Below are 18,189 nucleotides of genomic sequence, written 5' to 3' on the forward strand. Positions count from 1 at the left end.
GGGGCATCGCCGGGGTCAGAGCCGCTCGATGATGGTGACGTTCGCCTGGCCGCCGCCCTCGCACATCGTCTGCAGGCCGTACCTGCCGCCGGTGCGCTCCAGCTCGTGCAGCAGCTTGGTCATCAGGATCGCGCCCGTGCCGCCCAGCGGGTGGCCCAGGGCGATGGCGCCGCCGTTGGGGTTCACCCGGGCGGGGTCGGCGCCGAGCTCCTTCATCCAGGCCAGCGGCACCGGCGCGAACGCCTCGTTGATCTCCGTCACGTCGATGTCGTCGATCGACAGCCCGGCCTTCTTCAGCGCCTTCTGGGTCGCGGGGATGGGCGCGGTGAGCATGTAGACCGGGTCGTCGCCCAGGAGCGCGAGCTGGTGGATGCGGGCGCGCGGGGTGAGCCCGTGGTCCTTGACCGCCTGCTCGGAGGCGATCAGGAGGGCGCCGGAGCCGTCGGAGATCTGCGAGGAGGTGGCGGCGGTGATCTGGCCGCCCTCCTTGAGGGTCTTCAGCGAGGCCAGCTTCTCCAGCGTGGAGTCGGGGCGCGGTCCCTCGTCGTGCTCGACGCCGTTGATGGGCGCGATCTGGTCCTTGAAGTGGCCGTTCGCGATGGCCTTGGCCGCCCGCTGGTGCGACTCGAAGGCGAAGCGCTCCAGTTCGTCCCGCTTGAGCCCCCACTTCTCGCACATCAGCTCCGCGCCGCGGAACTGCGAGATCTCCTGCATGCCGTAGCGCTCGACCCATTTCTCGCCGAACGGGAACGGCATGCCCTTCTCCAGCGCGGCGGTGATCGACGAGCCCATGGGCACGATGCTCATCGACTCCACCCCGGCCGCCACGACCAGGTCCTGCGTGCCGGACAGCACGCCCTGCGCGGCGAAGTGGATCGACTGCTGGGAGGAGCCGCACTGGCGGTCGATGGTGACCCCGGCGGTGGTCTCCGGCAGCCCGGCCGACAGCCAGGCATTGCGCGCGATGTCCATGCTCTGGGGGCCGAATTGCATGACGCATCCCATGATGACGTCCTCGACCGCCGAAGGGTCGACGCCGGTACGGTCGATCAGCGCCTTCAGCGAGTGCGCGGCCAGGTCCGTGGGATGGACGGTGGACAGGCCGCCCTTCTTCCTGCCGACGGGGCTACGGACCGCCCCGACGATGTACGCCTCTGCCACAGTGCCTCCTGTAAACCGAGCAATATTCGGTCCTTACCCAGCAGGGTATAACAGAACGTTGCTCTGCTCACGTCGGCGGCAGCAGATCCTCCGCGCTGTCGACCCGGAACCGCCACCGGTCCACCGCCAGGCCGTTCAGCGACTCCGCCAGCGACAGCGCGAGCGCGCCCAGCTTCGCCTGGTCATCGCCGCGCAGCTCGATCGCGGTCAGCTCGCTCGCGAACGGCAGCAGCTCCTTCGCGGCGGGCGGCTGCCCCTTCTCCGGCACCACCAGCACCCGGATGCCACCGGCGTTGAAGACGAACTCCTCCTCCTGCTCGACCTCACCCTCCAGCAGCTCCAGCAGCTCCTCGGCGGCCGGCCGGGCCGGCAGGACCACCGCGGGCCCTCCCCCGTGCCCGTCGTCGGACGGATCGGTCACCTCGCCCCGGCACACCGCCAGCCCGCCCAGCCGGAACGCCAGCCCTTCGGCCAGATAGCGGTCGAAGTAGTCGAACGGCAGCGGGCCCTCCGCCGCCACCCGGCACGCCCACAGCTTCTCCAGCTCGCCGCCGACCAGCTCCGGCTCCGCCTCGACCGGGGCGTACACCCTGACGTCCGCCGCCACGATGTCGCCACCGTCCTCGCGGGCGTCCGGATCGGCCAGCCGTACCACCCGCAGCAACTCCGCGCGGTCCGGCTTGGCGGGCAGTGCCGCCGTCGGGCCAGTACGCAGTCTCCGCTTCGCCAACCAGCCCATGACGCCTCCGCGATCAGCTTCGATACGAGCTCGTCATCGTCGCGTAGACGATGACGTTGTCCGTGTAGTGCCCGGTCCTGCGGTTGTAGACGCCACCGCAGGTGATCAGGTGGAGCTGGGCGTTGGTCCGGGGACCGTAGACGCGCTCGGTCGGGAACGTCGTCTTGTCCGCCTGCTCGATGCCGCCCACGGTGAACACCGCCGTGATGCCGTCCTGCCGCTTCACCTCGATGGTGTCGCCGTTGCGCATCTCCGGCAAGCGGCTGAAGACGGCACTGCGCGTCCGGGTGTCCTTATGGCCCAGCAGCACGGCGGGGCCGGCCTCGCCCGGCGTGGACATGTTCCGGTACCAGCCCACCAAGTTGTGGTTGTTCGCCGGCGGCACCTGGATCGTCCCGTTCCTGGCCAGCCCGACGGACTTGATCGGCGCGTTGATCCCCAGCCGCTTCACCGAGATCCGCACCGGCGTCGACGGCAGCATCGCCGGCGCCGGCACGATCTCCGGCAGCGGCGGCGGCACGTCCGGCGCCGCCTGGAACATCGCCGGCTCCGGCGGCCCCGTGGCCTGCTTCGGCTGCGCCGACAGCGGCAGCGCCTCCCGGTCGCTGGCCAGGCCGTACTCCTCGGGCGAGCCCAGCACGATCAGCATCCCGGCCACCACGGTCACCACTCCGGCGATCGCGGCCAGCAGCAGGGCCATCCGCAGCACCCTGCCGCCCTGATCCTGCGGCGGCGGCTGGACGGGCGGGCCGCCGTACGGGTAGTGGTTGGCCACCGCGCTCAGCCCTTGGAGATGCTACGGCGACGCAGCAGCAGTCCCCCGGCACCGGCGCCCATGATCAGCACCGACCCGGCCAGCAGGAACATCCGCCCATCAGGCCCGGCGTCCCCACCGGCCCCGGTGTCGGCACCCTTCCTGGGCGTCTCGGACGACCGCTCCGTCGTCTTCTCCGACGTGGGCGTCTCGGTGACGAACTCGGTCTTGGTCTTGGTGGGGGTGGGCGTGCCGGTGGGAGTGCCCGTGGGCGTGTTGCTGGAGGTAGGGGTCGACGTGGCCGTTCCTACGACCAGCGGGTACGTCTTGAGCTCGGTGTCGTTCTGGACCGCGCACTCGATCATCGGCTGGTTGCCGGTCGCCGTGTTCGCTCCGAAGTTGAGCTTGCCCGGCTTGACGGTCGCCGTGCCCGTCGAGGTCGCCGTTGATTTGAGACTCACGGCCGTGGTCGGCAACGGGATGGTCTGACCTGCGGTGATGGTGCCGAGGGTGCCCTCGCCCGTCGCGGAGGTCAGGCCGGTGATACCGGTCATCGTGGTGTAGGCGAAGATCTTCGGGGTCAGGGTCCCGGTGGTAGGTGCCTGCAACTCCTGACCGGTGACATACGTGCCCTTCCAGCCGATCTCGAACTGCTGGTTGGCCCTGGCACTGGTCGGCATGGTCAGCTCGACCTTGATCTGCACGTTCTGTGTCTCGCCGGTAGCGCCGGGCCCCGTGCACTCGTAGTCAACGATGTCGGTCCCGCTGCCGGTGCCGCCGCCTACCTTGACGTCGACCGAAATGCCGGTGGTAGGAGCCACGGAGACGTAGGTGCAATTAGCGGTGTCCTCCCCCACTTTGATCGTCAAGGGCGCCGCTGTCGCGGTGGTCACCGGCGTCAAAGTCACCGTGCCGGCGGCTGAAGGTGCTGTGAGCACGGCCGTCATGTTGGGGGGCGTGAATTCGCCTCCCTGTGCGACCGCTGTCGTGACACTGCCAGTGCCGGTCCCCTTCAGCGGGGTCGGCGTGCCGCCACCCGACACTGTGAGATCGCCGCCGGCGGACGATGTCGTCTGTCCTGTGGTCAGTTGCTTCGCAGCCTTGAGGGCGGAGAACTTCCACGTCACGGTCGCCCTCTTACCGGGCTCCACCGAATCTTGGACCGAAACCGTCGCCTTCACCTGACCTGCGGTCAACGCCGCGCCGCCGGTGCACGTGTAGGTGACTTCCATCGTCTTGTCCGCCGCTACGGCCGCCGACGCCGGGGCCGATAACGCGAAGGCTGATCCAGCGAGGAGGACTAATGTGCTCGCCATCCCGACGGCAGATGTCTTGAGGGCGAGGCGGTGCCTCACCTTGGACGTCAGCACTGTCCTTCTCCGTTTCAGCAACGTTCGCAGCAGGGCGTACTCACGCTTCCAGCCATGAGTCACGGTTAGGTTGAGATCTTACGAACTAATCCTGTCAAACTCCTGTAAAAGTCCAAAACCACCCTGTCAGCCCTTCTTCTTCGACAGGGTCGCGTACACGATGATGTTGTCCGTGTAGCTGTGCGCCGACTTGTTGTAGATGCCGCCGCAGGTGATGAGCCTGAGCTGGGAGTTGGCCGTGTTGCCGTAGACCCGGGCCGTCGGGAACGTCTTCTTGCCCACCTGCTCGATGCCGCTCACCGTGAAGCGGGTGACCTTGCCGTCCGAGCGGTACACGTAGATCTTGTCGCCCTTGGCCAGCTCGCTGAGGCGCTTGAAGACGGCCGCGCCCTTCCTGGTGTTGACGTGGCCGTTGATCACCGAGGGGCCGAGCTCGCCGGGGAGCGGGCTGTGCCGGTACCACCCGGTGAGGTTGGGCTTGCTCAGCGGCGGCGTGCCCAGAACGCCGGTCTTGGACACCGTCACGGCGCCGACCGGGGCGTTCACCTTGATCTTGGGGATCCGGATGCGCAACGGCTTGGCCTTGACCTTGGCGGCCTGGGTCTTGACCGGCGGGATCGGCGCCACGACGGGGGCGGCGGCCAGCGGCGGGGGCGCGTCGAGGCGGGCCGGGGTGAGCGGCACGTTCTTGCCGCCGGGTCCGACGCTCGGCGGCAGCTCGAACGCGCCCGCGTTCTGGAACTCCAGGGTGCTCGGCTGCTCCTGCGCCACCACGGGGGCCCGCACCGAGCCGTCGTCCACCGCCGGGGCGAGCGAGAGCAGCCCCACCATGATGGCGCCCACCCCACCCAGCGAGCCGGCGATCAGCAGCGCCGGCGTGGCCCTGGTCAGCAGCGGCTTCTGTTCGGTCATCGGTTCGTCCCTCCGGCGTGTTCCGCGCGCCGCCGCCGTAGCAGCAACCCTCCGGTGACGCTTCCTGCGAGCATCAGGGTTCCGCCCGCGATCAGCCCGTACGAGCCCGCCCCCGGCTCGGGCGCCTGCCCGGTGTCCACGCCGCCCTTGGGGGTCTTGACGACCTGCGCCTTGGTGGCGGTGGGGCTCGCCGAGGCCGTGGGGGTGGCGGACGTGGTGCTGCCAGGCACCACCACGGTCACGTGGTTCCCCGTGGGGAAGGTGTTGTGCTGCGGGGGCGTGGTGGCCGGGTTCGGGTCGTCCGGGTCGGGATCTGGGTCCGGATCGGGATCGGGATCTGGGTCCGGATCCTCCGAGGGATCGGGGTCATCCGTGGGGTCCGGAGTCCCCCCGCCCACGGTGATCTCGACCGTGCCCGGGTTGTTGGTGATCGTACAGGTGGATCGGTGCTCTGTCGGCGGGTCGATCAACTCACGCGTGTGCAGCTTGAAGGCGTCGAGGTAGATCGGCTTGCCGCTTTCGTCGATGTTTCTGACCCGAAGCGTGTGCTGCCCGTACGGGAGGTCCATGCGCTCCCAGAGGGAGACGTTGCCCTTGATCGAGGCGGTGGGGTTACCGTTGGGGTCGTTGGCCAGGTCAACCTCTGCCGACTTATCATCGTCGATGATCACTCTGGCCCGGCCCGCGCCCGGCATCTCGCGGCCGATGTACTCGAACCCGGTTCCCCGGAACCGGATGATCGCCTCATCCTTGCGGACGCTGCTGGTGTGCACGTCCCGTAGCAAGTCGCCGTACTCGACAGGGGTGCCAGGCTGGAGAACCCAGTTGTGGCGGTAGATCACCCGCGGGTCGTCGTTGTTGACCACGACCTCGCCGGCCGGCGGGACGAAGTCCACGCTCATCGCCAGCGGGGTGAGCTTGATGACGCCGCTCTGGGTCATGTGCGCCTCGGACGACAGGCCCTCGGGGGGCGTCAACGGCAGGTTGGGCTTGAGCGCGCCCTGCTCCTCGCTGCCGTGCGCCTCAAGGGTGCCGTTCCACGCGCCGTCGAGCTTGACGTTGCCGATCAGGGAGACCCGGGCGCCCTCGGCGAAGTAGTCCGGGGACTTGAACCGGGGCGTGCCCACGTGCTCGATCGACCAGCCCAGCTTGAGCATGCCGCCCTGCTGCACCGTGGTCGGAATCTGCACCCGGGCCTTGAGATTGATCGTGGCGTTCCCGGCGATCCCGCCCGTGCAGCTGTAGTCCACGACCAGGCTGAACGTGTCCGCCTCGGCGGGCATCGCGACGAACGAGGCCGACGCCGCCAAGCCGAACGTTGCGGCGATCCACGCCTTGCGCCACCGACTCACGGCAACTCCGATCCAACAGTAAACCGAAGGTAGATCTTAGGGTCGGTAGGCGTACGACAAGTACATCTACCATCACTTGTGATGAACCCGTGTCCGCACCGGAAACCGGGCTAATACGTACGAGTAACAGAATAGTATTCTGCAAGCACGACCCCTGCTTGGAGGCGACATGCGGCGAGACCTGTTCGACGAGGAGCACCTGCTCTACCGCGACACCGTGCGGGAGTTCATGACCCGCGAGGTCGTGCCCCATCACGAGCGGTGGGAGAAGGACGGCATCGTCCCTCGCGAGGTCTGGAAGAAGGCCGGCGAGCTCGGCATGTTCGGCTTCTCGGTGCCCGAGGAGTACGGCGGTGCGGGCATCACGGACTTCCGCTACAACGCCGTGATCCTTGAGGAGATCATGCGGCACGGCGCGTCCGGCCTGGGCTTCTCCCTACACAACGACGTCGTGGCGCCCTACCTGGTGGACCTGACCACCGAGGAGCAGAAGCGCCGGTGGCTGCCCGGCTTCGCCAGCGGCGAGCTGATCACCGCGATCGCGATGACCGAGCCGGGCGCGGGCAGCGACCTGCAGGGGATCAGGACCACGGCGGTCCGCGAGGGCGACCACTACCTCGTCAACGGGCAGAAGACGTTCATCACCAACGGCATCAACGCCGACCTCGTGGTGGTGGTCGTCAAGACCGACCCGGCGGCCGGAGCGAGGGGGACCACGCTGCTGGTGGTCGAGCGCGGGATGGACGGGTACGGCCACGGCCGCAACCTGGACAAGGTCGGCATGAAGGCGCAGGACACGGCCGAGCTGTTCTTCGAGAACGTACGGGTGCCCGTCGCCAACCGGCTCGGCCCGAACGACGGCGAGGGCTTCGTCCACCTGATGCGCAACCTGCCCCAGGAGCGGATGTCGATCGCGGTGGCGGCGGTGGCCGCGGCCGAGACCGTGCTGGAGCAGACGATCGACTACTGCAAGAGCCGTCAGGCCTTCGGCCGCAACCTCGGCTCCTTCCAGAACACCCGGTTCGTCCTGGCGGAGCTCGCCACCGAGACGGAGATCGCCCGCCACTACGTCGACAAGTGCATCCTGGCGCTGAACGCCGGGGAGCTCTCCGCGGTGGACGCGGCCAAGGCCAAGTGGTGGACCACCGAGCTGCAGAACAAGGTCATCGACCGCTGCCTCCAGCTCCACGGCGGCTACGGCTACATGATGGAGTATCCGGTCGCCAAGGCCTGGCTCGACAGCCGGGTGCAGACCATCTACGGCGGCACGACCGAGATCATGAAGGAGATCATCGGCCGGTCCTTCGGCTTCTGAACCACCGCGCGCCCGGCCGTCCGGCGGCGCATACTGGTCAGCATGGACGGCGGCCTGATCCTCCTGGTCTTTCTGGCACTGCTGTTCGCCTGGTGCCTCAACCGCGTGCGCCGGGCGATCCGGCTCGGCCCTGTCGGCTACGTGGGCGTGATGATCGTGTTCATCATCGTCATGCTGCTGCTCTGGGGCCAGACCATGCGCTGACGCAACCGTCGCTAATGTACGTTCATGAACAAGCCGATCGGATATTGGCTCAAGCGCCTCGACATGCTCCTTGAGGAGTCCATGACCAGGACGCTGGCGGAGCACGGCGTGAGCCGGCGCGAATGGCAGGCGCTCAACGTGCTGGCGACGCCCGGCGAGGACCCGCAGGACATGCTGGCGCCGTTCCCCGGCGTCGGCGACGCCGTCGAGGCGCTGGCCGCCAAGGGCTGGGCCGAGGGCGACCACCTCACCGACGAGGGCAAGCGCGCCCAGGCCCGGATCGCCGAGCGGGTGGGCCACTTCAGGCGGCGCGCGGTCGACGGCGTGACCGCGAAGGAGTATCAGGCGACGGTCGCCGTCCTACGGCGAATGGCCACCAACCTGGAAACCGCCTGACCGCCGCTGCCCTCCAGCACCCTGGCGCCGACCCGTGCCGCTGCCCTCCAGCGCCCTGGCCACCGACCCGGAGACCGCCTAACCGCCGCTGCCCTCCAGCAGGACCCTGGCGACCAGGCCGGGATCGTCGCTCATCGGCACGTGCCCACACCCCTTGAGCAGCCTGACCCGCTGCCCCGACCACCTGGCGGCACGCACCGCCTGGCGGCGCGGCAGCAGCCGGTCGTGCTCACCCCAGGCGATCGTGATCGGCGACTTCGGCGGCGCGGGCGGCAGCACGTTGGCGAACGACGCCAGCGTCGGCTCGAACCCGGTGGACTCCGCCAGCGCCCGGGTGGCGGCGATCAGCGCGCTCGGCGTCAGCCTCGCCGGGTGCGCGACCACCACCCCGGCCGCCAGGGCACGGCCCGCCGGGCTCTCGGCCAGCATCGCCGCCCGCTCCGGCGGGATCGACCGGGCCGAGGCCCACATCGCGCGCAGCACCCCCTGGCAGTAGAGCAACTCGGCACGCGACCAAAAACCCGCCGGCGACAGCGCGGTGGCCGTCCGGACCGTGCCGCGCGAGGCCAGCTCCAGGGCGAGGTAGCCGCCCAGCGAGTTGCCCGCCACGTGCGGATCGCGTACGCCGAGCAGCCCGCAGAACCCCTCCACCGCGTCCGCGAGCGACTCGGCGGTGTACGGGACACCGTCGGGCAGCGCCGGCGAGCGGCCGAAGCCGGGCAGGTCGACGGCGATCACCGTCCGCGCGGCCGCCAGCCGGTCCAGCACCGGCAGCCAGCTCTGCCAGTGATGGCCGATGCCGTGGATGAGGATCAGCGGCTCGCCGGCGCCGCGGCGTTCGAAGGCCAGCTCCATGGCCCCGAGTGAATCACTCAGCGGCTACGGGTGGGAATCTCGAACCAGACGGCTTTACCTTCCCTGGTCGGGCGTGAGCCCCACCGCTTGGCCAACTGGTCGACGAGGTAGAGGCCACGGCCGCCCTCGTCGTTCTCGCCCGCGCTGCGGATCCGGGGCAGCCGCAGGTCCTGGTCGAACACCTCGACCCAGACCGACTCCCCGCCCCGGCGCAACCGCAGCGTGAACTCCTTGTCGCCGGCCACCTCGTCCTCGAAGCCCGGCACGTCCCAGGACTCCTCGAACGGCAGCGGCGGCCCCTCGACCACCAGCTCCCGGCGCGGGATGCTCGCCGTGGAGGCGTGCAGCACCACGTTGGTGACCACTTCGGAGACCAGCAGGCAGGCCAGCTCCGCGCGCTCCTCAGGCACATTCCAGTCGGCGAAGGCCTCCGAGGCCATCCGGCGCGCCTCGCCCACCATGATGGGCTGCGCCGGGAAGGTGCGCTCCTCCACGTCCAGCTCATGATCGCTGGAGCGGACGACCAGGATCGCCATGTCGTCGTCGATCTCGCCGGGCACCGCGACCGTCGCCACGTCGGCGATGCGCTCGACCTCGGCGTCGGTCATCTTGGAGAGCTTCTCGCAGAGCACCCCGAGCGTCTCGGCGTCGGTGGGCATCCGGCCGTGGCGGTTGGGGCGGCGGTCGACCAGGCCGTCGGTGTAGAGGAGCAGCGCGGCGCCGGGCGGCAGGGTGCGGGTCTCCTCCTTGTAGACGAGGTCGGCGTGCAGGCCCTTGGCGCGCACGCCCAGCGGCTGCCCGACCTCCTCTATGTCGAGCTCCACGCACTGGCCGTCGGTCAGCAGCAGCGGCGGCGCGTGCCCGGCGTTGGCGAAGGACAGCTGCCGCGACCAGGCGTCGTAGACGAGATATTGGCAGGTCACGATGGGGGGGACGCTCACGTCGGTGCCGCTGTCGTCCCGCTCCGGCGTGGCGATGATGCGCGTCCACTCATCCAGCCTGGCCAGGATGTCGGCGGGCGACTTGTCGTCCTGGGCGAAGGCGCGCAGCGCGGCTCTGAGCTGGCCCATGATGGCCGCCGCCTTGGCGCCCCGGCCCTCCACGTCGCCGATCACGATGCCGACCCGGCCGGCCGAGAGCGGGATCACGTCGTACCAGTCGCCGCCGACCTGGGTCTGGATACCCTGGCCGTGCGAGACGAGCGGCGCGGCGGGGTAGTAGCGGACCGCGATCTGCAGGCCGTCGAGCTGTGGCAGCGCCCTGGGCAGCAGATGCTTCTGGAACGACTCCGCGGTGTGCCGCTCCTCCTCGAACAGCAGCGCGTTGTCGATCGCGAGCGCGACCCGGGTGGCGATGGCCCCCACGAAGTCACGGTCGAAGGCGTCGTAGTGCGGGCTGCGGCGCTCGGTGAGGTTGGACAGCCCGAGGTACATCAGCCCCAGCGTCTCGCCGCGCACGCTGAGCGGGGCGACGATCGCGGAGTTCATGCCGACCTCGCCGCACAGCCGCGCGCTGCCCTCGGACGGGGCGGGGAAGTTGTTGCTGGCGAAGTCGTCGACGAGGATGGTCTCCTGGCGGCGCATCGCCGCCTCGGCGTAGTGGCCGACGGGATAGCGGATCTCCGCGCCCACCGGCTTCCAGGTGCCGGGCGGCGGCTCCCAGCTCTGCACGTGCTGGGAGATCCGGCGGACCAGCCGGTCGCCCTCCATCAGCTCGATGAAGCAGTGGTCGGCGAACTGCGGCACCAGCATCTCGGCGACCCGCTTGAGGGTCTCCTCGACGTAGAGAGAGCCCGCGAGCCGCTCGCCGATGCGCTCCAGCAGGCCGAAGCGGTCCTTCTCGCGCTCGTTGCTGCGCAGCGCCTCCCGGGCGCTGATGACGATCCCGGTCACCGAGCCGGACGGGTGGCGCAGCGGGACGGCCTGGGCCCGGACGTAGACGATCGTGCCGTCGGGGCGCTTGACGTCGACCGTGCCCTCCCACACGCCGCCCTTGAGCACGTGCTTGGCCAGCTCGATCGCCTGCGGGTGGTCCTTCTCCATGATCCCGAGGGACAGGACCGACGCGTCGCGCGCGGACTTGCCCGGCCTGCCGAACAGCTTCTCGGCGAACGGGTTCCAGTAAAGGAGATTGCTGAAGCGGTCCGTCACGACCACGGCCATGTCGGCGTGGTCGAGGACTGACGCGGCAGCGAGCTGGTCGGTCCCGTCCTGGGACAGATCCCCCCAACGCTTCATCCAGGAACCACTCCTCGGGGAGGCGTGCGCGAAAAGCGAACCACGGGCGCTCCTGCAACAGTCTTGGCCGGGGGGGAGTGGGGAGTCTCCCGGATGGGATGCAACCAATCAGCCGCGCGCGCGTCAGCGCCTGGTGACGAAAACGTGCGCGGCAACGTCACGCGGAATCTCCGCGAGAGAGTCGTTCGCGTCACCGTCACCTGTCACCCGCACACCGTCGTCGCTCGTCGCGAGCGTCACCTCGCGTCCGGGTTGTATCCCAACTTGCTTGAGTTTAAGCATCTGAGCGGGATCGCTTTGCACTTGTTCGCTAATTCGCCGGACCACTACGGGAACGGCGTGCGCTCCGGCGAGCTCTGTCATGGCGACCAGCGCGCTCCCGGCGTGCTCGACGGGCTCGGTGGCGCCGAGCTCGGCGAGGCCCGGGATGGGGTTGCCGTGCGGGCAGGCGGTGGGGTTGTTGAGCAGCTTGACCAGGCGCGTCTCAACGGACTCCGACATCACGTGCTCCCAGCGGCACGCCTCGATGTGCACCTCCTCCCACGGAAGCCCGATCACATCGATCAGCAGGCATTCGGCGAGCCGGTGTTTCCGCATGACGCGGGTGGCCAGGGTGCGCCCCAGGTCGGTCATGGACAGGTGGCGGTCACCCTCCACGCGAACGAGTCCGTCCCGCTCCATGCGGGCGACGGTCTGGCTCACGGTGGGGCCGCTCTGCTGCAGGCGCTCGGCGATGCGCGCGCGGAGGGGGACAATGCCCTCCTCCTCGAGCTCGTAAATCGTACGGAGATACATCTCCGTAGTGTCGATCAGGCCGTGTGCGGTCAAGGCTCCTCCCAACTGAATGCTACGCGGTCAGGGCAGAGACTGAGCCCGTCCGCCGCGGGCACAGAAAGTCAGGTGCCAAAGCCTATGGGGAGAACGACCGGCATTGGCAAAAGATGGCAACAACCGTGCGGCCGGGTTCCTTCCCGACCGCCCCCATCCGGCCTTCAGCGTGCCCGGTACGTCCTGAAAGCGGCCACTGACAGGCCGACGATCAGGACCACGACGGCACACGCCAGGCCGCCGCCCACCCAGGCGGTCGTCAGCCCGAACATCGAGGCGGTGGCCCCGGCCCGTACGTCGCCCAGCCGGGGGCCGCCCGCGACCACGACCATGAAGACGCCCTGCATCCGCCCGCGCATCTCGTCGGGCGCGTACAGCTGCAGGATGGACTGCCGCCACACCGAGGAGACCACGTCCGCCGCGCCGCCGACGGCCATGAACAGCAGCACCAGCCACAACTGCTGGGAGAGCCCGGCCGCGGCGACCGCCAGCCCCCACACGGCGATCACGAACGTCAGCGCCAGCCCTTGCCGCTTGACCCGGGTGACCCAGCCGGAGAACAGCCCGCCGACCACCGCGCCGACGGCCATCGAGGCGACCAGCCAGCTCAGCGCGTACAGCGACCCGCCGAAGCGCAGGTCGATCAGCTCCGGGAAGAGCGCTCTGGGCAGCGCGAAGACCATCGCGATGATGTCCACGACGAAGGACATCACCAGCACGGGGGTGGTGAGGATGAACCTCAGCCCTTCGGCCACGGACCGCCAGCCCGGCCTGGAGACCGCCCCCAGCGGCGCCAGCGCGGGCAGTCGCAGGGCCGCGTAGAGGCCGGCGGAGAAGAGCACGGCGTCCACCGCGTAGGCCGCGGCGAAGCCGCCGTGGACGAGCACGACGCCGCCGAGCATCGGCCCGCCGATCGCGCCCAGGCTGTAGACGAGCGAGTTGAGCGCGTTGGCCGAGGGGACCAGCTCGGGGGGCAGCAGCCTCGGGATAATCGCGCCCCTGGTGGAGGAGCTGACGGCGAATCCGGCGGCGCCCAGCGCGACCGTGCCGAGCAGCGCGTACACGTTGGGCGCCCCGAGCAGCGCCTGGAGCAGGATGAGCACGGTGCTCGCCCAGGCCACCAGCGACCCGGCCACGAGCAGTTTGCGCCGATCCACGGCGTCGGCGACCGCGCCACCCCACAGCCCGAACACCACCAGCGGGATGAGGTTGGCCAGACCGAGCATGCCGACCCAGAACGACGAGCCGGTCAGCTCGTAGACCTGCTGGCTGACCGCGACGAAGGTGACCGCCAGGCCGAGGTGCGAGACGGCCTGGCCCGCCCACAGCCGCCGGTAGGCGGGCACGGACAGTGGCCGGGTGTCTACCAGATGCCGTTTAACAAAGTCCCCGAAAGCCATTTGAAGGACATTAAGGGGCAAGTCTCTCCACGGCCCACGCGGGCCCGGTGCGCCGGTAGCGAAGCCTGTCGTGCATCCGGTCGAGCTGCCCCTGCCAGAACTCCATCTCCACCGGCGCCACCAGGAAGCCGCCCCAGAAGTCCGGCACCGGCGGATCCTCCGGCCAGCGCTCCGCCAACTCCTCGTAGCGGGCGTCCAGCTCCTCCCTGGACCGCACGACCGCGGACTGGCGTGAGGCCCAGGCCCCGATGCGGGAGCCGTACGGCCGGGAGGCGAAGTAGGCGGCCGACTCCTCGTGCGGCAGCCGCGACACCGAGCCCTCCACGCGCACCTGGCGGCGCATCGGATGCCACGGGAACAGCAGCGAGGCCCGCGGGTTCTCCGCCAGGTCGCGGCCCTTGCGGGACTCGTAGTTGGTGTAGAAGACGAAGCCGCGTTCGTCGTAGCCCTTCAACAGGACGGTCCTGGCGCTGGGGCGGCCGGCCTTGGAGGCGGTCGCCAGCACCATGGCGTTGGGCTCGGGCAGGCCGGCGGCGAGCGCCTCCCCGAACCACACGGTGAACTGCGCGATCGGATCGGCCGCGACGGCGGCTTCGAGCAGCGGTTCGCCCTCATAGGTGCGGCGGAGCCCCGCCAGCGAGGGCGGGCGCGAGGTGGCATCCACAAGACGGTATTCTCGCGCGCCCGGGGGCAGAACCCTCACACCACCCCCCACCAGCGGTTATGGCCTTTCGGCGGGTCCGGAGGGCGACCACTGGCAGGGAGGGGGTTAAATTGACCCGCCGGTATCTCGACATCAAGGCATTGCCGGAACATGGCAAGAAAGGGAGGCGGCCGAGAATGTCCGACTTCAAACCCGGCCTCGAGGGCGTTGTAGCTTTCGAGACCGAGATCGCGGAACCGGACAAAGAAGGGGGCGCCCTTCGATACCGGGGCGTTGACATCGAGGAGCTGGTCGGCCGTGTCCCCTTCGGGCACGTTTGGGGCCTGCTGGTCGACAACAAGTTCCAACCGGGTCTACCCCCGGCGGAGCCTTACCCCATCCCTGTCCATTCCGGTGACATCCGCGTTGACGTACAGAGCGCGCTCGCCATGCTGGCTCCGGCCTATGGCTTCAAGCCGTTGCTCGACATCAGTGACGAGGAGGCCCGCGACCAGCTCGCACGCGCCTCCGTGATGGCCCTGTCCTTCGTGGCGCAGTCGGCGCGGGGCCTCGGCCTGCCGATGGTGCCCCAGAGCCGCGTCGACGAGGCCAAGACCATCGTCGAACGCTTCATGGTCCGCTGGCGCGGTGAGCCCGACCCCAAGCATGTCAAGGCCATCGACGCTTACTGGACCTCGGCGGCCGAGCACGGCATGAACGCGTCCACGTTCACCGCCCGTGTGATCGCCTCCACCGGCGCCGACGTGGCCGCCGCGCTCTCCGGCGCGGTCGGCGCGATGTCGGGGCCGCTGCACGGCGGGGCCCCTGCCCGCGTGCTGGGCATGATCGAAGGTGTCGAGAAGCTGGGCGACGCCAAGAAGTACGTGCAGAGCGAGCTCGACAAGGGCGTCCGGCTCATGGGCTTCGGTCACCGCGTCTACCGCGCCGAAGACCCGCGGGCCCGGGTGCTCCGCCGCACCGCCAAGGAGCTCGACGCGCCGCGGTACGAGGTCGCGGCGGCGCTGGAGCAGGCGGCGCTCGAGGAGTTGCACGCCCGCAAGCCCGACCGGGTGCTGGCCACCAACGTCGAGTACTGGGCCGCGGTGGTCCTGGACTTCGCCGAGGTGCCCGCGCACATGTTCACGTCGATGTTCACCTGCGCCCGCACGGCCGGTTGGGCCGCGCACATCCTTGAGCAGAAGCTCACGGGCAGGCTGGTGCGTCCCAGCGCCAACTACATCGGCCCGACGTCGCGTGCGCTCAGCGACGTGCCCGGCGCTTCTGAGGTCGTCGGCACCATCTGACACCATCTGAGGCTTCACCCGAACGGCCCGCCGGCCTCCGGCGGGCCGTTCGTCCTTCCCGCCCTGGTCAGCCCTTCTCCTGCGTCCCCGGCAGGGCCGTGTCGGGGAGATCCGCGCACAAGGGGTCGGCCTTGACGGTCTCGTCGGTGTCCAGGAGGCCGCAGCGGATGACGGGCTCGGCATTGCCCTGACGGTTCTGCGCCACCCGGATGAGCGCGACCGCCTTGTCGGCGGGCGCGTGCTGCTCGGTGGCGTTGAAGCCGATCACTCCGCTGGATCCCTCCCAGGCTGCCTCACCTGTCGTACGGGCCAGCCGGTAGAGGATGTCGCCGCGGCTGGGCAGGCCGCCCTCCTGGGTTCCCGCGCCCCGGTAGGCGCTGCCGGCCGCCTGATAGATCACGCTGACCGCGTCGTAGGTGAGGATGAGGTTGTCGTCGGAGTTGTCCGCGTAGTCGCCGTTCAGCAGCTTGCTGATGAATCGGGTCGGCTCGGCGGAGCTCGCCCGCCACAGCGTGCGGTTGGCCAGCGCCAGGTAGTAGACCTCGACCTGCTTCATGGCGGCGATCTCGGCGCCGTGATCGTGCACCACCTTGACCACGTCGTCGCCGGCGATCACCCGCACCTTGCCGCAGGAATTGCCCTCGATGGCCATGAGAAGGTCGCGGAACTCCGAGGCGCGTCCGGAGTAGACGATGACGTCGGGCTTGAGCCGGCAGGCCTTCACCGCGGCGCTGGAGATGCCGCCCGACTCGACGGTGTAGGTGACCCGGTTCTCGACGTGGACCCCCTGCCCGCTCAACGCCGCCTGGAAGTCGTCGGCCAGGTTGCCGGCGTACTGGTCGCCGGGCGAGCCGTCCTCGACGATGACCGCCGACGGCTTGTGCACGCCCGCGAGCAGGCGCTGCTGGGCGAACCTCGCGCCCAGCGCCGCCATCCTGAAGTTGGTCGGGCCCACGTGGAAGTAGTAGGGGGACGGCTCACCCGGGTGGTCCGGCCTGACGGGGTCGCGGATGTAGCCGAACGTGTCGGCCGTCGCCGTGCTCGACACCATCGGGATCTTGGCCAGGTGCAGTTCGTCGATCGCGTCGCTGACGCCCGCGACGCTGCGGGGCAGACCCACCACGCCCATGACGTGCGGCTCCTGCTCGGCCATCGCGGTGATGGACCGCGCCGCCCTGCGGCCATGGGCGAAGTTGTCCCCGGCGTTCGCGATGAGCACCCGGAGCCTGGGCGTGCTGGAGACGTCCTGCTGGTACTGCTTCACCGCCTGGAGCTCTGACACCGCCGCCGCGAGCCGGGTGTCGTCCGCCGTGGTCTTCTTGATGGAGAACTCCCCGAGCACCACGACGCTGACGTACCGGCCGGATTCGATGGCGTAGGCGTTGTTCGCGTCGATCTGCTTGATCAGCTCCTGCACCTCGCCGTCGAACAGGTCGTCCGGGGTGTCGCGGGTCGCGTTCACGACGCCGACGCACTCGGACCCGATCCGTTCGGCCCAGGGCAGCCCGCCGCAGTGCATGACCCGGTCCCACTGGTTCCAGCCGACCAGGCCGATCGGGAGGAGGACCAGCGTCGCGACCAGGAACCAGTAGCCCACCTCCCGGCCGCGGCGCGGCGTCAGCGGCCGGCCCTGCGGCGCGGGCGTATCGGGAGGGGTCTCGGCCCGGATGCTGAGCCGCAGGTCCGGGACGCGCAGCCGGACCGCGGCCCGCCACTGGTCGACCGCCCCGGCGAGCTCGTCGAGCTTCACCGGATCCCCCTGCGGCCTGGCCTCGGCCTCGGGCACCGCCGCCAGCATCACCATGGGCACGAGGAGCCCGGTCTCCCGGGTGGTCTCCTCCATCAGCCGGAGGAACCGCGCGTTGACCCCGTCCGGCCGGCCGACCTCCAGCAGGAGCAGGGCGTATCGGCCCCGGCCCCAGCTCGGCCACGGAGTGATCCACTTCTTGTATGCCTCGCGCAGATCCCGGGCCAGGGCGTGGACCAGCAGCCGCTCGATGTCGGCGTCGCTCGCCCCTGCCAGGCGGAGGGCGTACTGCGGCGTCCGCTCGAACCGCTTGTACGTCAGGTACGGCTGCCTGCCGAACCAGCGGGAGGTGAGCGACCCCCGGATCGACCGCCACCCCTGGACGGCGGTGCCGACGAGGGCCAGCAAGATGCCGAGCGCCAGGGGGATGATGCCCACGAAGTCGGGAACGCCGCCCAGGAAGTAGACCGCCACCGCGCCGACCGGTAACCAGGTCACGAGCGCCCGGCCCACGAAGTCGATCGACACCTTGAGGCTGCTGTAGCCGGCGAGCCGGCTCTTCCGCCACTCCTTGAGCCGCTTCTTGAACTCCTGGTAGCCGGAGTGCGCATGCGGATCGGGCGGCCACGGTCCGCCGCCCTCCGGCGGCAGGTCGCGCTGCTCTCTGGCCCACAGCACGAACTGGGCGAGCGGGAAGCGTGGCGCCGGCAGCAGGGATCCGCCCACCGGCTTGCCGAGCTGGCCGTGCTCCCCCGCCAGCGCCTTCACCAGCTCCAGGACCGAGCCGTGCTCACCCTCGCGGACGTGGGCGTACGGCACGCAGTCCTGGTACGGCTCGGCGAGCATCTCGACGGCGGCGAGCGATCCCTGGCCGCTCACCAGCACCATCGGCAGTGGGGGGTCCGCCCGCCAGAACGCCGGGCGGCGTAGCAGTCGCTCGAGGATGCTGCGTGGGTCGGCCATCCGAATGCT

At 69.7% G+C, this 18,189-nt stretch carries 18 protein-coding genes; 5 read left to right on the forward strand and 13 right to left on the reverse strand.

Going from position 1 to position 18,189, the window contains the following annotated elements:
• Window positions 1–15 precede the first annotated feature (15 nt).
• The 4 genes from IEY87_RS25400 to IEY87_RS25415 form a co-directional block, all read right to left on the reverse strand.
• Entirely contained in the window at window positions 16–1,161 is a 1,146-nt protein-coding gene (locus IEY87_RS25400) for an acetyl-CoA C-acetyltransferase (protein WP_189141275.1), read from the reverse strand.
• Window positions 1,162–1,228: 67 nt separating this feature from the next.
• On the reverse strand, window positions 1,229–1,900 hold the full coding sequence (locus IEY87_RS25405) for a hypothetical protein (protein WP_189141276.1): 672 nt from the start codon (window positions 1,898–1,900) through the stop codon (window positions 1,229–1,231).
• Between the two features lie 13 nt (window positions 1,901–1,913).
• Window positions 1,914–2,675, reverse strand: coding sequence for a class F sortase (locus tag IEY87_RS25410; protein WP_189141277.1), 762 nt, complete (start codon window positions 2,673–2,675; stop codon window positions 1,914–1,916).
• A gap of 5 nt (window positions 2,676–2,680) precedes the next feature.
• Entirely contained in the window at window positions 2,681–3,523 is an 843-nt protein-coding gene (locus IEY87_RS25415) for a hypothetical protein (RefSeq protein WP_229699384.1), read from the reverse strand.
• Between IEY87_RS25415 and IEY87_RS45965 the strand changes: the two genes are divergently transcribed.
• Entirely contained in the window at window positions 3,513–3,839 is a 327-nt protein-coding gene (locus tag IEY87_RS45965; protein WP_229699385.1) for a hypothetical protein, read from the forward strand. The genes IEY87_RS25415 and IEY87_RS45965 overlap by 11 nt on opposite strands.
• 311 nt (window positions 3,840–4,150) lie before the next feature.
• Here the strand turns inward: IEY87_RS45965 and IEY87_RS25420 are convergent, their stop codons facing one another.
• Together IEY87_RS25420 and IEY87_RS25425 are read right to left on the reverse strand one after the other, a co-directional pair.
• Window positions 4,151–4,936 carry a class F sortase gene (locus IEY87_RS25420; RefSeq protein WP_189141279.1) on the reverse strand — a complete coding sequence of 262 codons (786 nt, stop codon included), beginning with the start codon at window positions 4,934–4,936 and terminating at the stop codon, window positions 4,151–4,153.
• Window positions 4,933–6,288 carry a hypothetical protein gene (locus IEY87_RS25425; RefSeq protein WP_189141280.1) on the reverse strand — a complete coding sequence of 452 codons (1,356 nt, stop codon included), beginning with the start codon at window positions 6,286–6,288 and terminating at the stop codon, window positions 4,933–4,935. The genes IEY87_RS25420 and IEY87_RS25425 overlap by 4 nt, the downstream gene beginning before the upstream one ends.
• A gap of 169 nt (window positions 6,289–6,457) precedes the next feature.
• Here IEY87_RS25425 and IEY87_RS25430 point away from each other — a divergent pair, with 169 nt between their 5' ends.
• Genes IEY87_RS25430 through IEY87_RS25440 form a run of 3 tightly spaced genes read left to right on the forward strand, consistent with a single transcriptional unit; the run spans window position 6,458 to window position 8,203 of the window.
• Window positions 6,458–7,603 carry an acyl-CoA dehydrogenase family protein gene (locus IEY87_RS25430; protein ID WP_189141281.1) on the forward strand — a complete coding sequence of 382 codons (1,146 nt, stop codon included), beginning with the start codon at window positions 6,458–6,460 and terminating at the stop codon, window positions 7,601–7,603.
• Between the two features lie 42 nt (window positions 7,604–7,645).
• Window positions 7,646–7,807 (forward strand): hypothetical protein, encoded by a 162-nt coding sequence (locus IEY87_RS25435; RefSeq protein ID WP_189141282.1) that lies wholly within the window; start codon window positions 7,646–7,648, stop codon window positions 7,805–7,807.
• 24 nt (window positions 7,808–7,831) lie between these two features.
• Complete coding sequence (locus IEY87_RS25440) at window positions 7,832–8,203, forward strand: MarR family winged helix-turn-helix transcriptional regulator (protein WP_189141283.1); 372 nt, start codon at window positions 7,832–7,834, stop codon at window positions 8,201–8,203.
• Window positions 8,204–8,281: 78 nt separating this feature from the next.
• Here the strand turns inward: IEY87_RS25440 and IEY87_RS25445 are convergent, their stop codons facing one another.
• The 6 genes from IEY87_RS25445 to IEY87_RS45970 form a co-directional block, all read right to left on the reverse strand.
• The gene (locus IEY87_RS25445) at window positions 8,282–9,058 is read right to left on the reverse strand and encodes an alpha/beta fold hydrolase (RefSeq protein ID WP_189141284.1); all 777 of its coding nucleotides are present in this window, start codon (window positions 9,056–9,058) and stop codon (window positions 8,282–8,284) included.
• Between the two features lie 17 nt (window positions 9,059–9,075).
• Window positions 9,076–11,295 carry an ATP-binding SpoIIE family protein phosphatase gene (locus IEY87_RS25450; protein WP_189141285.1) on the reverse strand — a complete coding sequence of 740 codons (2,220 nt, stop codon included), beginning with the start codon at window positions 11,293–11,295 and terminating at the stop codon, window positions 9,076–9,078.
• 123 nt (window positions 11,296–11,418) lie between these two features.
• A complete protein-coding gene (locus IEY87_RS25455) occupies window positions 11,419–12,123 on the reverse strand; it encodes an iron-dependent transcriptional repressor DtxR (protein WP_189141286.1) in 705 nt (234 codons plus the stop codon).
• 164 nt (window positions 12,124–12,287) lie between these two features.
• The gene (locus tag IEY87_RS25460; RefSeq protein WP_189141287.1) at window positions 12,288–13,523 is read right to left on the reverse strand and encodes an MFS transporter; all 1,236 of its coding nucleotides are present in this window, start codon (window positions 13,521–13,523) and stop codon (window positions 12,288–12,290) included.
• 10 nt (window positions 13,524–13,533) lie between these two features.
• Window positions 13,534–14,187, reverse strand: coding sequence for a pyridoxamine 5'-phosphate oxidase (pdxH, locus tag IEY87_RS25465; protein WP_189141288.1), 654 nt, complete (start codon window positions 14,185–14,187; stop codon window positions 13,534–13,536).
• A gap of 35 nt (window positions 14,188–14,222) precedes the next feature.
• Window positions 14,223–14,534 carry a hypothetical protein gene (locus tag IEY87_RS45970; protein ID WP_225277688.1) on the reverse strand — a complete coding sequence of 104 codons (312 nt, stop codon included), beginning with the start codon at window positions 14,532–14,534 and terminating at the stop codon, window positions 14,223–14,225.
• Between IEY87_RS45970 and IEY87_RS25470 the strand changes: the two genes are divergently transcribed.
• Window positions 14,415–15,470 (forward strand): citrate synthase 2, encoded by a 1,056-nt coding sequence (locus tag IEY87_RS25470; RefSeq protein ID WP_225277681.1) that lies wholly within the window; start codon window positions 14,415–14,417, stop codon window positions 15,468–15,470. The genes IEY87_RS45970 and IEY87_RS25470 overlap by 120 nt on opposite strands.
• Window positions 15,471–15,537: 67 nt before the next feature.
• On the opposite strand, the gene IEY87_RS25475 is transcribed toward IEY87_RS25470, so the two are convergent.
• Window positions 15,538–18,180, reverse strand: a complete 2,643-nt coding sequence (locus tag IEY87_RS25475; protein WP_189141289.1) for a type 1 periplasmic-binding domain-containing protein — start codon at window positions 18,178–18,180, stop codon at window positions 15,538–15,540.
• Between the last annotated feature and the right edge of the window lie 9 nt (window positions 18,181–18,189).

The sequence above is a fragment of the Nonomuraea glycinis genome, from assembly GCF_014646515.1.
Classification (GTDB): domain Bacteria; phylum Actinomycetota; class Actinomycetes; order Streptosporangiales; family Streptosporangiaceae; genus Nonomuraea; species Nonomuraea glycinis.

Excerpts from the sequence above, each read along its gene's own strand:
- IEY87_RS25405 (WP_189141276.1), bottom strand. The coding sequence starts at position 1,900 with ATGGGCTGGTTGGCGAAGCGGAGACTGCGTACTGGCCCGACGGCGGCA.
- IEY87_RS25420 (WP_189141279.1), bottom strand. The coding sequence starts at position 4,936 with ATGACCGAACAGAAGCCGCTGCTGACCAGGGCCACGCCGGCGCTGCTG.
- IEY87_RS25430 (WP_189141281.1), top strand. The coding sequence starts at position 6,458 with ATGCGGCGAGACCTGTTCGACGAGGAGCACCTGCTCTACCGCGACACC.
- IEY87_RS25435 (WP_189141282.1), top strand. The coding sequence starts at position 7,646 with ATGGACGGCGGCCTGATCCTCCTGGTCTTTCTGGCACTGCTGTTCGCC.
- IEY87_RS25440 (WP_189141283.1), top strand. The coding sequence starts at position 7,832 with ATGAACAAGCCGATCGGATATTGGCTCAAGCGCCTCGACATGCTCCTT.
- IEY87_RS25445 (WP_189141284.1), bottom strand. The coding sequence starts at position 9,058 with ATGGAGCTGGCCTTCGAACGCCGCGGCGCCGGCGAGCCGCTGATCCTC.
- IEY87_RS25450 (WP_189141285.1), bottom strand. The coding sequence starts at position 11,295 with ATGAAGCGTTGGGGGGATCTGTCCCAGGACGGGACCGACCAGCTCGCT.
- IEY87_RS25460 (WP_189141287.1), bottom strand. The coding sequence starts at position 13,523 with ATGGCTTTCGGGGACTTTGTTAAACGGCATCTGGTAGACACCCGGCCA.
- IEY87_RS25475 (WP_189141289.1), bottom strand. The coding sequence starts at position 18,180 with ATGGCCGACCCACGCAGCATCCTCGAGCGACTGCTACGCCGCCCGGCG.